The organism is Dialister sp. UBA1703, from assembly GCA_002320515.1.
GTDB lineage: Bacteria > Bacillota > Negativicutes > Veillonellales > Dialisteraceae > Dialister.
In genome coordinates this window covers 1-15,554 of record DCJJ01000007.1, presented here as the reverse complement: position 1 = coordinate 15,554, position 15,554 = coordinate 1, and the positions used below count along the sequence as shown (strand labels likewise).

The window sequence follows — 15,554 nt, the reverse complement described above, 5'->3', positions numbered from 1 at the left end:
CCGCCGTCAGGCGGCCACAACCCTCGGGGCGAAGCCCCGCCAACCTTCCCCTCTGAACCTTTTGAACCCTCTGAACCTTTCTTCGCCCCTTGAAACACAACCCTTCTACACAACCTGCCGCCGAAGGCGGCTGCAACCTTCGGCCCTGCGGGCCCGCCCCCTTTGGTGCTGACGCACCACCTTCCCCCCACACAAGTGGGGGGACAATAAATGGGATGGGGAACCCTCTGAACCCCTCATATAGATATGTTATAATAAGAAATGACTTTATGCGAAATTCCGATTTCCCAGGGAAATCCTGCTGATTTCTGCCGGGGCAGAAGGAGGAACTATGAAGAAGAAACTGGTTATTATTGATGGCAGCAGTCTTTTGTACCGCGCCTTTTTTGCCCTGCCGCCGACCATGACGTCTCCGGAGGGGGTGCCTACCAATGCGGTGTATGGATTCCTCCGCATGCTTTTGGGGCTGTACCGGGACCTGGATCCGGAGTACATGGCAGTCACCTTTGATAAGGACCGCCATACCTTCCGTACGGAAATGTTTCAGGACTACAAAGCCACCAGAAAGCCGGCGCCGCCGGAGCTGATTCCCCAGTTTGACCTGATTCTGGATGTGCTTTCCGTGCTGGGGGTGGCGGTGTACAGTATTTCCGGATACGAAGGGGATGACATCCTGGGCACCCTGTCTGCCCGGTATGAGAAGGAGCTTCCGGTGGATATTGTCACCGGCGACAGGGATGCGCTGCAGCTTTCCAGCAGCCGCACCACGGTGCTCCTTACCCAGAAGGGCATTACCAATATGGCTGTCATGACGCCGGAGGCTGTTTTTGAAAAATACCATATTACCCCCTCCCAGGTCATTGACATGAAGGCCCTCATGGGGGATACGGCGGACAATATCCCCGGAGTTCCCGGCATTGGCGAGAAGACGGCCCTGGGCCTTCTGACGGAGTATAAGGACCTGGACAATCTCTATGCCCATGTGGATGAAATCAAGGGCGCCAGGGGAAAGAAGCTCACTGCCCATAAGGACATGGCCTATCTTTCCTACAAGCTGGCCACCATCAAGCGGGATGTGCCTCTGGATACGAAACTGGAGGATATGAAACAGCCGGTCCATTTTGCGGAAATGAAGGAGCTTTTCGGGAAACTGGGTATCAACCTGCTGAAGCAGTTTGAAGAACTCCCCCGTTTCCGGGAACTGTCCCAGGTGAAAAAAGAAGAAAGTGAAGAAATCCTTCCAACCGTGGAAATCTGGGATTCCTCCGTTTCCTTTAAGGGAAAGGTGGTGGGACTCTGGGCTCACCTCACCGGCAGGGCGCCCTTCCTGAAAGCGGAAGGCCTGGTGGCTGCTGCCGGCGGCCATTCATGGCTTCTGGAAAAGGAAAGCTATGAAAAGGCGTCGAAAGCGCTGGAGGAAGCAGAGGCTGTGGTGACAGAGGACAGCAAAGCTGTCATTGAGTCCGATTTCCCCTGCGGAAACATTCCCTTCTTTGATGTCACTCTGGCGGCCTATCTTTTGGATCCCACCCGCGTGACCTATCCCCTGTCCTACCTGGCCGGACTTTTCGGGAAACCGGTCATTTACCCCGACGACCTGGGTGACATGAAGGAAAAGGGCTGCTGCATCAGCCTCTTCCTCTCCTCTCTTTATGAAGAGGCGGTGAAGAAACTGGAAGAAAACGGCGTGCTTTCCCTTTTCCACAAGGTAGAACAGCCTCTGGTGCCGGTGCTGGCAGCCATGGAAAAGGCGGGCATTGCCACGGACCAGGGAAAATGGCGATTGGTGAAGGGAGAAATGGAAAAGGAAGAGCGTCTTCTGGTGAAGGATATTTACACCGAAGCAGGAGAAGCCTTCAATATTAATTCTCCAAAGCAGCTGGGCCATATTCTCTTTGAAAAAATGGGTATGCCTGCAGGAAAAAAGACGAAAACCGGCTATTCCACCGCCGCCGATGTACTGGAAGAACTGGCCCTGTCCTATCCCATGGTGAAGAACATCCTCCGCTACCGCAGCCTTTCGAAACTGGTTTCAACCTATCTGGAAGCCCTGCCCCAGCTGATCAATCCGGATACGGGACGGATTCATACGTCCTTCAACCAGACCGTAACTGCCACGGGACGCCTTTCCAGCTCCGACCCGAACCTGCAGAACATTCCGGTACGTACGGAAGAGGGAAAGAAAATCCGCTCCCTCTTCGTACCGGGAGAAGGGTACGACTGCTTCATTTCATCCGACTACTCCCAGGTAGAACTCCGGGTACTGGCCCATATGTCCGGCGATGAAAGCCTTATCAAAGCCTTTGTTAATAAGGAAGATATCCACCGGAGAACGGCGGCGGAAGTGCTGGGCATTCCCTTTGAAGACGTAACGCCGGAACAGCGCTCCCATGCCAAGGCAGTCAACTTCGGCATCATCTACGGCATCAGCGACTTCGGCCTGGCCAAACAGCTGGGCATTCCCCGGAAACAGGCGGCTGACTACATTGAAGCCTATTTCAAGCGCTATCCCAGTATCCATGATTTTATGCATTCCATGGTGGACAAGGCAAAGGAAACAGGCCGCGCCGTCACCCTTTTCGGACGGTACAGGGAACTGCCGGACATCAACAGCAAAAACTTCAACCGCCGCTCCTTCGCCGAACGCACCGCCATGAACACCCCCATCCAGGGCACGGCGGCGGACATCATGAAAATGGCTATGATTGAAGTCTATAAAAAGATGAAACAGGGCGGCTATAAGAGCCGCGTCCTCCTCCAGGTCCACGACGAACTGGTGGCGGAAGTAGTGAATGAAGAAAAAGAAGAAATTGCAAATCTTCTGAAAACCACCATGGAATCGGTGGTAAACCTCAAAGTGCCCCTGGTGGCTGATGTAAACGAAGGAAAAAACTGGGCGGAAACGAAATAGGGGGTGTACTAGTGTACTGGTGTACTGGTGTACTGGTGTACTGGTGTACTAGTGTACTAGTGTACTAGTGTACTGGTGTACTAGTGTACTAGTGTTCTAGTGTTCTAGTGTTCTAGTGTTCTAGCTCACTAGCCCACTAGAGAACATTTTATAAAAAGGGAAGAACCATGTATCGTATCGGATTAACCGGAGGCGTAGGCAGTGGCAAAAGCACTGTGTCCTCTTATATGCATGAACTTGGCATCCCTGTCATTGACGGCGACAAGCTGGCCCGGGAAGCGGTGATTCCCGGCAGCCGGGCTATGGCGGAGATGAGGAAGGCCTTCGGGCCCCATATATTTCTTCCCGACGGAAGCCTTAACCGGCTGAAGATGGGGGAAATCGTTTTTAATGATGAAGAAAAAAGGCAGAAGCTGAACAGTATTATCCATCCCTTCATCTGGCATCGCACCAGGGAAGAGCTGATCCGGGCCCAGGAAGAGGGATTTCCGGTGGTGGTGCTGGATATGCCTCTCCTTCTGGAAATCAGCTGGCAGCTTCGGGTAGAAGAGGTGTGGCTGGTGGAGGTGCCTCTGGAGGTGCAGATTGCCCGGGTGATTTCCCGGGACGGTTTTACCAGGGAGCAGGTGATGGAACGCATCGGCAAGCAGATGCCTACCACGAATAAGATGAATTATGCAGACGTGATTATCGACAACAGCCGCTCCGTGGAAGATACCAGGCGGCAGGTGAGGGAAGCACTGAAGCATGTACCGGGATTTCAATTTCCCAAAGGAATGGAAGCATGAGAATCGCATTGAAACGCAGGAAAAAAGAGGTACAGCGGCACCAGGGAAACACCGGCGCTATGGTGTTTACTCTTTTTGCTGCGCTTCTCTGCGTGTTGACACTCCTTCTGACGGAGCATGTCCGCTTTCTGAAGCCTACGGAAGAGGTATCCCATATCATTGTCCAGTGCGCGGAGGAAGAGCAGATTTCTCCCGGCCTTCTGGAAGCGGTGATACTGACGGAAAGCAAATTCAATGAAAAGGCGGTGTCCCATGTGGGGGCGGTGGGTATGATGCAGCTCATGCCGGAAACGGCCCGCTGGATTTCCGAACAGAGCGGGCTGCCGTCGGACAACCTGGCCAGTCCGGAGCAGAATATTCCCCTGGGCGCCTGGTACCTGAATTACCTCCTGGGGCAGTATCACAACAATGAGGTCTTTGCCCTGGCTGCCTACAACGCAGGCCGCGGCAATGTGGATGAGTGGATTGAAAAGAACCACTGGCCGGAAGGGTTTTCCGACATGGATAAGATTCCTTTCCCTGAAACCAGGGAATTTGTGAAATCCGTAGTTTCCGCCAGAGACAGGCTGGAAGCGGAAAAGAAGGGGAAATAAATGGGAAAAGAAGATAAGCTGGAACAGGAACGGGCGGAAAGACGGCAGAAGTTCCTGGACTGGGATATAGAAAAAGAGCTGCCCACAGACATTGAAGGATACAAACTGAAAAGGCTGGATAAACAGGAAGGCCGCATCTATTTTGCCTTCTGCTGGGAAAACGAAGAAAACGGCTGGCAGGTACGGGCCCTTTTTGATGAAGAAACCATGGACTACATGGTGAAAACGGACATCCGCATGATGACCCTGACGGAAATCGAACTCATTACCGGTGATTTCGAAGAATTCAAAAGAAATATGAAGCTTCTGACGCCGAAATATATTGCCAAAGAATTCATCCATCGGGAGAATGTGTCCGTACTGGTACGGGGAAAGGGATTCATGGTATGGGACTACACACCCTTCTTCCCGCCGGTTCTGGGCCACTACCGGCGGGTCATCGATCCCCACCGCCCCCTTCTGGGCCTCAACGGCTCCTACATCATTGCCTCCTATGAATGCAGGGAAAAAGAGACGGGCATCCTCTTTTTCTACAACGTTTACAGAGACGAATACTACGGCGAACTGAGGGCCAAGGGGATTCCCGGCATTATTCACCAGTACGATGCCAAAACCATACCGGACCTGGAAGAAACCATCCGGAACCATCTGGAAAAAGACCTGAAAGACCTTTATGAAAATCCGGAAATTCCGGACTGAGCTGTATTTCCAGGAAAGCGCTGTCTGACCTGGCGGGGAAAAGGGGAGTTGCCATGAAAAGCACGGAAGAAGTAGTGATGGAGTATGTACGGCAGCTGGAGGAAATGGAAGAGAAGCTGTCCAGACTGATGAATGAAAACAGCATGCTGAAGGGAAGGCTGGAAGAAGCAAGGCGGGCAGGCACGCCGGTGGATTCGGAACTCCTGGCCTCAGGAAAGGAAAAGGATCTCTATCCCGGCGAAAGGCATGAAATCCTTATGGACGTGCTGACATCCGCCCGGAAGGACATCAAAAAAGGCACCCGCCGGGCGGATGTCATAGACGACCTCATCGCGGCCAATCCTGCAGGCGGCGAACCGAAAAGGCGGGCTGAAGCGGTAAAAGCAATCCTCAAGGGCTACCGCGGACTGGACGATAATATCAAGAGGAAACTGGCCGCCCTGGGCATCGAAGCCAATGAAAAGCACCGGAAGCACTACCTCCTCAAATACTACGGCGACCCCAGGTACTTCGTCACCATGACCGCCACCGGCAGCGACGCCGGACGGGGCGGCATGAACCTGGCCAGCGACATGATTCGGAATTTCTTCTGAGGTGAAATCATGAAAATTCTTATCTTCGGCATGGGCGGCATAGGCAGTTTCGTCGGCGGTGCCCTGGCAAAGGCAGGGGCGGACGTTTATTTCTATGTTCGCGGAAAGAAACTGGAAGCTATAAAAAAAGAAGGCCTTCACGTAACATCTGAAATCCTGGGTGATTTCACCGTTCGTCCCCGGGGCATGGGGCAGGAGGGGAAAACCTTTGGGAAAATGGACGTGATTATCCTTGCCTGCAAAGGAAACGGCCTGGCACAAGCCTGCCGGGACATGGCTCCCATGATAGATAAAGAAACGGTGGTGCTGCCCCTTTTAAACGGCGTCCTGGTTTCGGACCTCATGGCACCCCTTCTTCCGCCCTGTCATATAGCAGACGGCACCATCCGCGTATTCAGCCACATGGAAGAGCCGGGCCATGTGGTGCAGACCGCAGGCAGCGGGAAAATCGTCATGGGCATGAAAGAAGGCAAAAATCCGCCGGCCCTCTTTGAACTGGAGGGCATTCTTAGAAATGCAGGCATCCCCGCCGAAGTGACCGATGACATCCGTCTGGACAGCTGGGAAAAATATGCCCTCATGGGCACCAACAGCGCCCTTTTCTGCCGCTATGACGGCCCTGCCGGAAAAGTGAGGAAACTGGAAAACTACAGAGAACTGGCAGGGGAAGCGGTGGGCGAAGTGATTGCCGCAGCCAAAGCCTACGGCGTCACCTTCCCCGAAAACTATAAAAAAGACTACCTGGCCCTCTTCGACTCCCTCCCCGAAGACACCATCACCTCCCTCTACCGGGACCTAAAGGACGGGAAAAAAGTGGAAGATACGGAAACAGAAATGATTCTGGGCCGTATGGTGGAAATGGGAAAGAAAAAGGGAGTGGAAACACCCTGTTTCAAAGAAGCCTGGGAGAGGGCACGGGGGATAAGAAGATAGAGGGCTGTCGGCTATCAGCCTTGGTGGGCGTGCAGCCGCAGAGCGGCTGGGATCGAAGATCGGGGGCCGCCTGCGGCAGGTGGTGGGCGCCCTCTTGGAAATAAGGAGCGCCATTATGATAAAACTTGTGTAGTGAGCTAGTGGGCTAGTGGGCTAGTGTACTAGTGGGCTGGTGGGCTAATGGGCTGGTAAAAACCATAAAACCGCCCTGGTGGGCGATGGAACAGCGCCCCCTTTGGTGGCTGGCGCCACCACCTTTCCCCCGCACAAGTGGTGGGACAATAAATGGGATGGGGAACCCTCTGCATCGGGCGCCGCTTTGCGGCGCCTTTTCCCTTTGAACCTCTTCCCGAATCGTGGTACCATATCATAACAGAAAGATGATTACCACAAGGGAGAGATAGAAATGACATTAGATGAACTGCCTCAGGGGAAGTCGGCAGATGTAGTGAAGGTAGGGGGCGAGGAACCCCTTCGCCAGCATTTTCTGGATATGGGTCTCATTCCCGGGGCGGAGGTGACGTTTATCAAGTTTGCGCCGCTGGGGGATCCCATGGAGCTTATGGTCGAAGGCTATGAGCTGACCCTCCGGGTGGAGGATGCGAAGAAGATTGCCATCGATCACGTGCGGGAAAGAAGGCCCATGGCGGCAAAGGCACAGCTGCCGCCGGCCGTAAGCCATCCGGGCCTGGGGGAGCCGGGACGGATGCACGAGCTTTCGCCTTACCATGATGCGAAGCCGGTGGAGGGAAAGCTGGTGTTTGCCTTGGCAGGCAACCAGAACTGCGGGAAGACCACCCTTTTCAACCAGCTCACCGGTTCCAACCAGCATGTGGGCAATTTCCCCGGCGTCACGGTGGACCGGAAGAGCGGTTTCATCAAGGGCCATCCGGACTGCGAGGTGGTGGATCTGCCGGGCATTTATTCCCTCTCTCCCTATACAAGTGAGGAAATTGTTTCCCGGAAGTTTATTCTGGAAGAAAAGCCCAGCGCCATTATCAATATCGTGGACGCCACGAACCTGGAACGGAACCTGTACCTTACCATGCAGCTCATGGAGCTGGATGTGCCCATGGTGCTGGCTCTCAATATGATGGACGAGGTGGAGAAGAACGGCGGCTCCATCCTCATTAATGAAATGGAGGAAATCCTGCAGATTCCGGTGATTCCTATTTCAGCCGCCAAAAACCAGGGGGTGCAGGAGCTGGTGCGCCATGCAGTCCATGTGGCAAGGTACAGGGAAAAGCCGGGCATTCGGGATTTCTGCAGTCCCGATGACCATAAGGGGGCTGTACACCGGGCCCTTCACGGTATCATGCACCTTATCCAGGACCATGCAGAAGCTGCCGGCATACCGGTGCGCTTTGCGGCAGCCAAGCTGGTGGAGGGAGACCATCTGGTGGAAGAGTCCCTTCATCTGGAAGAGAATGAAAAGGAAATGCTGGGTCATATTATCAAGCAGATGGAGGAGGAAAGGGGACTGGACCATGCAGCCGCCATGGCGGATATGCGTTTCCTCTTTATCCGACGGCTCTCACATAAAACGGTGGTGAAGCCGAAGGAAAGCCTGGAGCATGCGAGAAGCAGGAAGATGGATCGTATCCTTACAGGAAAATATACGGCCATTCCTATTTTTATCCTCATCATGGCCCTTGTGTTCTACCTTACCTTCAATGTGATCGGCGCCTTTTTCCAGGACCTTCTGGCCGGCGGCATAGATGCCCTGACAGAGGAGGTGGACGCAGCCCTTACGGCGGCAGGGGTGAATGGGGCGGTGAAGTCCCTTCTGGTGGACGGTATTTTCACCGGCGTAGGGAGCGTACTGAGTTTCATCCTCATTATTATGGTACTTTTCTTCTTCCTCTCCATTCTGGAAGACGGGGGATACATGGCCCGGGTGGCCTTTGTTATGGACAAGCTGCTCCGTAAAATCGGCCTGTCGGGACGGAGCATCGTCCCCCTGCTTATCGGTTTCGGCTGCTCCGTGCCGGCGGTCATGTCCACACGGACGCTGCCTTCCCTTCGGGACCGGCGTATGACTATTATGCTGATTCCCTTCATGAGCTGCTCCGCCAAGGTACCTATTTATGCCTTCTTCACCGCTGCCTTCTTTCCCCATACCGGCGGCCTGGTGATGACGGCCCTGTACCTGACCGGTGTATGCATGGCGGTGCTGGTGGCCCTTCTTTCCAAGAATACCTTCTTCAAAGGGGAGGCCGTGCCTTTTGTGATGGAACTGCCCAACTATCGTATGCCCGGCGCCAAAAACGTGGGGCGCCTCATGTGGGACAAGGGCAGGGATTTCCTTCAGCGGGCCTTCACCGTTATTTTCGTAGGCACCATTATCGTATGGTTCCTCCAGAGCTTTGACCTGACACTGAACATGGTGGAAGACAGCAAAGACAGCATCCTTGCCCTGCTGGGCGGCTGGATTGCCCCTCTCTTTGCACCTTTGGGATTCGGCGACTGGAAAATGTCCACTGCCCTCATCTGCGGCTTCATGGCCAAGGAAAGCGTAGTGGCCACCCTGTCCGTTCTCTACGGCAGTGTGGGTGCCCTGGAAACGGCCCTTACCACACTCTCCGCTTTTTCATTTCTTATTTTCTGCCTTCTGTATACACCCTGCATTGCTGCCAGTGCTTCCGTACGAAGAGAAAACGGCAGCCGCTGGGCGGTGGAAATGGTGATTTTCCAGTGTGCTGTGGCATGGATCGTATCCTTTCTGGTCTATCACGCAGGACGTATTCTCTTTGGAAATTGAGGACAAATGATGAAAAAAATATGGCTTACCGCATTGGTATCATTTCTTCCCCTTACTGCAGGAGCTGAGGTATATACCCTCCCCGGCGTGGTGGTGACGGCAGAAGGGCAGAAGGAAAGTACCCTTTCACCCCGGGAAACCATTACAGAAAAGGACATGAAGCGCATGGGCGCCTCCAATGTGGTGGAAGCCCTGGCCATGGCAGAGGGGCTCTCCCTTGCTCCTGCCGGCCAGTCCGCCATGGGCGGCCGCCAGCTTATGATCCGCGGCATGAACAGCAGCCAGACCCTGGTCCTTGTGGACGGCCACCGCCTGGCTGATGAGGATACCTCTTCCTCCCGAAACATGATGATTTTAAACAGGATGAGCCTGTCTGATATACAGGAAATCCAGGTCACCCGGGGGCCGGAAGGGGCCCTTTGCGGCTCATCTGCCATGGGCGGCGTCATTGATATCCGCACCAAGAAGCCGGGAAGCGGGGAGAATCTGGCGGGCTTCATGACAGGAAAACGGGAAAATACCGCCTATTTCCGTCTGGATCCCATGAAGGAAGGGCGGCTCCATGTGGCCGTGGACGGACGGATTACAAAGAACCGGCCCCTTGCCTTTTACCGGGACAGCAGCCTCAGCGGCCGGGCGGACCGGGGCTGGGATGTGCCCTCCTACGGCATTCGCCGCTACATGGGACTGGACAGCCTCTATGACTTTGAAAACAAAAACGATAATACCCTCCGTTTTCAGCTTCATTACTTTGACGAAGACCAGGACACCCGATTTGCCGATACCTTCTATGGCGGCATGGCCTTACTGCAGAATCAGAAAAGCACCATCAGCCGCAGCCTGTGGGATACATCCCTTGCCTATGAAGGAAATACAGGAAAAAATGAATACAGCGGACAGGTTTACTACAGCCGTCTTCGGAAAAATTACGAAGAAACCAGGCTGGACATGATGAAAAGGCCCGCTTCGGAATGGGACCGGGCCCTCTATGAAACCTGGGGTATGGAAGCAAAAGACCGGCTTCACTTGGGAAACCATGACATAACCGTCGGCGGAGAATGGACAAAGGACACCTACACCGGCACCCGCCTCTCCGACATTCATGACGGCAGAGAAGAGGAGCGGGAACAGCATAGCGGCGCCATTTACGGCTCCGACCTGTGGCAGATCAATTCCCGCCTCACCTTCGCCCCGGCCATCCGCTTTGAAAAGGGGAACCGCTGCGGCTTCGTGGGCATTCCATCCGCAGGCTTTGCCTATAAGGTGAATGACCACATGAAGGTCACCGCCAGCTATGGCAAAGGCTTCCGCACCCCCACCATCAGCGAAATGTATATCCACATGAAATACAGCGGCCGCCTGCAGATTGACGGCAATCCGGACCTTAACCCCGAAACCTCCCGCAATATGGAAACGGGACTGGAATGGCAGGCAGGAAAAACCGGCTGGAAAATCTCCTGGTTTGACCAGAAGGTCAAAAACCTCATTGACTATGAAGAAATAGGAAAAAACAGCGGGAAATACCTGTACGTAAACAGAAACCGGGCGCAGCTCCAGGGACTGGAAGGAGAAATCACCCATAAAATTTCATCCCGCTGGACCATCCGGGGTACCTACACCTACCTGGACGGCAGGGACAAGTCTGCCGGCACCAGACTCCCAAACAGAAGCCGCCACACCCTCATGGCAGCCCTCTCCTACGAAGGAGAAAATCCCTACGGCATCTCCGGCACACTCTGGTCCACCCTGCAGAAAGACTATCTGTCCGATGAAAAAAACTACACCTGGAACGAACTGAACCTCTCCCTCCAGAAACACTGGGGAAAGTATACATTAACCCTTGGCATGTACAACATCCTGAACCGGAAAATCGACGCCCTCTACCAGGACGGAAGAGCCTGGTTTGCAGGACTGGAAATGAAGTGGTAGGTGACAAGGCCTGCGGCCGTGAAGGGCAGGGCGGCCGGGACCGGGATTGGGATCGTGATAGCCGCCAGGCTTGGCGTGCCTTAAGGAAGCACTGATTCATTCATAGAGTCTGCTTTTATAAGAATTTTTATGCACTGCTTCGTCATGGGACTCCTTAAATAGCTCGCTATTCGCGTCGTCCCATTCCTTGCATTGCATAAAAATCCAAGAATAAAAGCAGACAGTGATTTAATCAGCGCTTCCTTAAGCAGCAGGAGAGAAAGAACGTAACGCAGGCTCCTTCCGCTGGAAGGAGCTGCCCGATAGGGCTGAGGATAGACCTTTGCTGTGCAAAGGCGCCGCCGAAAGGCGGCATTTTACGGAAGAGTCATTCAGGCCCCTTTGGGGCCTCTGATTTTTGAGGGGAGCACTGATTCAGCCGCAGAATCAGATTTCATAAGCATTTTGGTCCAATACTNNATACTGCGTCATAAGCCTCCTTAAATAGCTTTGGCTATTCGCGTCGGCTTATTCCTTGTATTGAACCAAAATGCAAGAATGAAATCTGAAACGACTGAATCAGCGCGCCCCCCTTACGAAAATCCGCTATCCTCCGTCGCCTGCGGCGACACCGTCGGGCATTAAGGTGCTCGCTTAGTGTGCAGGCTATAGCACTACCTCATGCAGCACTGTTGACACAAAAGTAAAGAACGTAACGTAAGGCTCCTTCCACTGGAAGGAGCTGCCCGATAGAGCTGAGGATAGGCCTTTGCTGTGCAAAGGCGACGCCGTAGGCGGCATTTTCCGGAAGAGTCATTTAGGCCTCTGTGGGGCCTTGGATTTTTGAGGGGAGCACTGATTCAGCCGCAGAATCAGCGCGCCCCTTACGAAAGGCCGCTATCCTCCGTCGCTATAGCACTACCTCATGCAGCACAGGTGACACAAATGCAAGCCCCGAAACGCTGACTTCATAATCATTGCCCGAAGGGCAATCCTTCCCCTCTGAACTTTTGAAACCTTTGAACCCTCTGAACCCTCACGCCGAAGGCGTGTCCAATGGCCGGGCAAACTTTAGAACCTTCTTTGAACCCTCTTGCCCAAACTCTCTACATAGGGTATATTGATGGTAACAATATAACAATATGTATTTCCGGCTATGGGGGATGAGGACATGGGACTTCTTTGGGTGGACTATGGTGAGAAATTCCAAAATCTGGTGGATCGGAGCTGGGAAATCCAGACCGGCGATGAGAAGGCTTATTTTGACCGGCTGCCGGATCGGGTGAAGAAGACTATTTACCGGGATACTCGGTACAATGTGGATTTCCTGTATACGGCCTATGAACTTGGAGAAGACGGGGTCATGGAAAATTACGCCCGCTGGCTCTACCGCCTCATGGAAGGGGTGGTGTCGAAGAAGTGGGCCAATTACCCTATGGAACATTATGTGATCCGCCATTTTGAGTACATGAAGAAGGCGGTGTCCGAAGCAGCAGGAAAGGACAAGAAGGCAGAGCTTACAAGGCTCCTTACCCTGGCCCAGGAGGCGGTAAAGGATGAGGCGTCTTCGGAAGAGGCGCCGGATAGGCCGTCGATTTATGAGCCGGAGGTGGAAGCCTACCTGCAGGCCCTATTGGACCATGATATGCGCCGCTGCCTTTTCCTGGTAGACCGTTTCATGGAAAGAAAGATTCCCGTGGACTCCATTTATGTGGATATTCTGGCGGAGGCCATGCGCCGGGTGGGAGAGCTCTGGCATCACGGGAAGATTTCCGTGGCGGCGGAACATTACTGCACGTCCGTCACCCGGGTGGCCATGTCCCGCATGTACCCCGCCATCTTTGCCGTTCCCCGGAAGAAGAAATCTATTCTCTGTGCCTGCTCGGCAAGGGAGCTCCATGACATGGGGCTCCGCATGGTGGCCGATGTATTTGAAAATGAGGGCTGGGACACCTGCTACTTGGGAGAGGCGGTGCCGCCGGATTCCATTCTGAAATCTATCCGGGAGGAAAAGCCGGATGTCATTGCTCTGGCGGTGACTATGCCCCAGTACCTTATGGACTGCGAAAAACTGATTTTTGACATCCGGAAGGAATTTCCCGGGGCGAAAATCGCCGTAGGCGGCAGGGCTTTTGCCAGCACCGGGCACATTTTGGAAAAATGGCCGGTGGATTATTACGGAGAAAATGCCATTGACCTCATCAGAAAGGTGAATGGTAAGTAGAAAGGGACAGGAAATCCCATGGGATGCAGCATCTTTTTGTGCGACAGAAACTGGAACATGGAAAAGATTTTTTATAGTTCCGGTCTGGAGCTCAGGAAAGGGGACTCCCTGGCAGAATGGCTGCCGGAGGCAGAGGAGACAGGAAGAAAACTGGAAGGCGAAAACAGCGGGCAGGTCCTGCTGTTTTTGGAATGTTCGGATGGCAGAAAGGTACCCCTTTTCCTCTTCCTCTATCCAGCCCATGTGCTGGCTGTACTGGGACGGGCGGATGAAAGAGATTTCATTTCTTTTGAAAAAGCCCTCGTGAAGAGCCTGGACTGGGCAGACCGCCATCTCAGGGAGCCCTATGAAGACGATTTCTACGAAATCCAGCACATGAACAACCGTCTGGTGAATGCAGGCAGGGACTTGATGAAAGCAAACCGGCGGCTCACCGGCCTTTTGGAAGAGGTACGGAAGGCCCACAGCACCATCGCCCTTCTGGAGCGGGACGAACTCACGTCCCTTTACACACCCTCCGCCTTCCGGAAGGCGGCAGGGGAGAAAATGGAAAAGGAAGGAAACAGGGCCTTTCACATGATTGCCCTGAACGTATCCGGCCTTCACCAGGTGAATGAAATCCTTGGCCGCAGGGCGGGCGACCGTTTCATCCAGGATCTGGCCCTCTTTATTACCGGCCTTTCCGGAGAAGAAGCCCTCTTCTGCCGTGAAGAGGCTGCCTCCTTTACCATCCTGGCGCCTCTGGAAATGGATTTTCCCCATGTTCTTTCGGAAAATCTGCCTCGCTTCCTCGATTTCTATCCCCTGCTCGGTCATCTGAAGGTGAAAATCGGGGCAGCGGAAAAAGGGCCGGCTGCAGACCTTTCCGCCGCCCTTCTGGCGGATCAGGCCCGCATTGCCATGGAAAGGGGAGGGGGAGACCGGAAACTCATCCTTGCCTTCTATGATGAAGCATTGAAAAAGAGGCTCCAGGAGGAGTACCGCATTCTGGACATGGTGCCTCTGGCTCTAAAACGGAAGGAATTCAGGCTATACGTGCAGAACAAGGTGGACGTGGAAAGCGGCGAAGTCATAGGCGGCGAAGGATTGGTACGATGGATTCACCCGGAAAAGGGCATGATTTCCCCCGGCCTTTTTATCCCTCTGCTGGAAAGGGAAGATAAAATCTACAGCCTGGACCGCTATATGTGGGAAGAGGCCTGCCGCCTTCTGGCTGAACGCAGAAGGCAGGGAAAGAAACTGCGGCCCCTTTCGGTGAACCTGGCCAGAAGCGACCTCTACCGGCCGGATCTGCCGAATGTGCTGGAAGGACTTATCAATACATACGGCCTTCCTGCTGAAGCCCTCCATCTGGAAGTGCTGGAAAGGGCCTACGTCCACGACGCGCCCTCCCTGCTCCCTGTGCTTACACGATTGAGGGCCATGGGTTTTGCCATAGAAATTGATGACTTCGGCACCGGCGAATCGTCCCTATCCATGCTCACCGAACTGCCGGCGGACGTGCTGAAACTGGACAGAAGCCTCGTGGCGAAAGTAGACACCAGTCCCCGCTCCGCCGCCGTCGTCCGCGCCGTGGCAGACATGGCCCGCGCCCTACACCTATCCCTGGTGGCGGAAGGGGTGGAAACAAAGGAACAGGCAGAAAAAATCTACTCCCTTGGATGCCGCCTCGTACAGGGCTTCTACTACAGCCGCCCCTCGCCGGAAGAAGAATTCCTGAAACTGCCGTGAATAGAAGGGGCGGTGGGCATCACATCGTCATTTCCACGGTCGGGAGAGGAGTGGAGAAATTTCCCCGCAGGATGCAGCTATCGGCCTTGGTGGGCGTGCAGCCGCGGAGCGGCTGGGAGCGAGGATCGGGGGCCGCCTGCGGCGGCATATTGTGGGCGCCAGTATGATAAAACTTGTGTAGTGAGCTAGTGGGCTAGTGGGCTGGTAAAAACCATAAAACCGCCCTGGTGGGCGATGGAACAGCGCCCCCTTTGGTGGCTGGCGCCACCACCTTTCCCCCGCTAGGGAAGCGCTGATTAAATCATTGTTTGCTTTTATTCTTGAATTTTTATGCAATGCAAGGAATGGGACGACGCGAATAGCGAGCTATTTAAGGAGTCCCATGACGAAGCAGTGCATAAAAATTCTTATAA

Annotated in this window: 10 protein-coding genes; all 10 read left to right on the top strand. The window is 54.1% G+C overall.

The window, feature by feature from the left end; all coding sequences use genetic code 11:
- Positions 1–331: 331 nt before the first annotated feature.
- The 10 genes from polA to B2Y11_RS00560 all read left to right on the top strand — a co-directional run bounded on the left by polA (position 332) and on the right by B2Y11_RS00560 (position 15,141).
- Positions 332–2,911, top strand: a complete 2,580-nt coding sequence (polA, locus tag B2Y11_RS00605) for a DNA polymerase I (protein ID WP_291054764.1) — start codon at positions 332–334, stop codon at positions 2,909–2,911.
- Between the two features lie 167 nt (positions 2,912–3,078).
- Complete coding sequence (gene coaE, locus B2Y11_RS00600; protein WP_291054761.1) at positions 3,079–3,699, top strand: dephospho-CoA kinase; 621 nt, start codon at positions 3,079–3,081, stop codon at positions 3,697–3,699.
- Positions 3,696–4,292: a lytic transglycosylase domain-containing protein gene (locus B2Y11_RS00595; RefSeq protein ID WP_291054758.1), complete on the top strand. Its 597-nt coding sequence runs from the start codon at positions 3,696–3,698 to the stop codon at positions 4,290–4,292. Before coaE ends, B2Y11_RS00595 begins: the two co-directional genes overlap by 4 nt.
- The gene (locus tag B2Y11_RS00590; protein ID WP_291054755.1) at positions 4,293–4,991 is read left to right on the top strand and encodes a hypothetical protein; all 699 of its coding nucleotides are present in this window, start codon (positions 4,293–4,295) and stop codon (positions 4,989–4,991) included. It begins immediately after the preceding gene.
- A 53-nt stretch (positions 4,992–5,044) separates the two neighbouring features.
- A complete protein-coding gene (locus B2Y11_RS00585; protein ID WP_291054752.1) occupies positions 5,045–5,584 on the top strand; it encodes a hypothetical protein in 540 nt (179 codons plus the stop codon).
- Positions 5,585–5,593: 9 nt separating this feature from the next.
- Positions 5,594–6,517, top strand: coding sequence for a ketopantoate reductase family protein (locus B2Y11_RS00580; RefSeq protein WP_291054750.1), 924 nt, complete (start codon positions 5,594–5,596; stop codon positions 6,515–6,517).
- 406 nt (positions 6,518–6,923) lie between these two features.
- On the top strand, positions 6,924–9,278 hold the full coding sequence (feoB, locus tag B2Y11_RS00575; protein WP_291054747.1) for a ferrous iron transport protein B: 2,355 nt from the start codon (positions 6,924–6,926) through the stop codon (positions 9,276–9,278).
- A 6-nt stretch (positions 9,279–9,284) separates the two neighbouring features.
- Positions 9,285–11,207: a TonB-dependent receptor plug domain-containing protein gene (locus B2Y11_RS00570; RefSeq protein ID WP_291054745.1), complete on the top strand. Its 1,923-nt coding sequence runs from the start codon at positions 9,285–9,287 to the stop codon at positions 11,205–11,207.
- Between the two features lie 1,150 nt (positions 11,208–12,357).
- Positions 12,358–13,410: a cobalamin B12-binding domain-containing protein gene (locus tag B2Y11_RS00565; protein ID WP_291054742.1), complete on the top strand. Its 1,053-nt coding sequence runs from the start codon at positions 12,358–12,360 to the stop codon at positions 13,408–13,410.
- Between the two features lie 18 nt (positions 13,411–13,428).
- Entirely contained in the window at positions 13,429–15,141 is a 1,713-nt protein-coding gene (locus B2Y11_RS00560; RefSeq protein WP_291054739.1) for a GGDEF domain-containing phosphodiesterase, read from the top strand.
- The last annotated feature ends 413 nt before the right edge of the window (positions 15,142–15,554 follow it).

Coding starts and splice junctions, on each gene's coding strand:
- B2Y11_RS00595 (WP_291054758.1), top strand. CDS start 3,696: ATGAGAATCGCATTGAAACGCAGGAAAAAAGAGGTACAGCGGCACCAG.
- coaE (WP_291054761.1), top strand. CDS start 3,079: ATGTATCGTATCGGATTAACCGGAGGCGTAGGCAGTGGCAAAAGCACT.
- B2Y11_RS00585 (WP_291054752.1), top strand. CDS start 5,045: ATGAAAAGCACGGAAGAAGTAGTGATGGAGTATGTACGGCAGCTGGAG.
- B2Y11_RS00580 (WP_291054750.1), top strand. CDS start 5,594: ATGAAAATTCTTATCTTCGGCATGGGCGGCATAGGCAGTTTCGTCGGC.
- B2Y11_RS00565 (WP_291054742.1), top strand. CDS start 12,358: ATGGGACTTCTTTGGGTGGACTATGGTGAGAAATTCCAAAATCTGGTG.
- B2Y11_RS00560 (WP_291054739.1), top strand. CDS start 13,429: ATGGGATGCAGCATCTTTTTGTGCGACAGAAACTGGAACATGGAAAAG.
- feoB (WP_291054747.1), top strand. CDS start 6,924: ATGACATTAGATGAACTGCCTCAGGGGAAGTCGGCAGATGTAGTGAAG.
- B2Y11_RS00590 (WP_291054755.1), top strand. CDS start 4,293: ATGGGAAAAGAAGATAAGCTGGAACAGGAACGGGCGGAAAGACGGCAG.
- polA (WP_291054764.1), top strand. CDS start 332: ATGAAGAAGAAACTGGTTATTATTGATGGCAGCAGTCTTTTGTACCGC.
- B2Y11_RS00570 (WP_291054745.1), top strand. CDS start 9,285: ATGATGAAAAAAATATGGCTTACCGCATTGGTATCATTTCTTCCCCTT.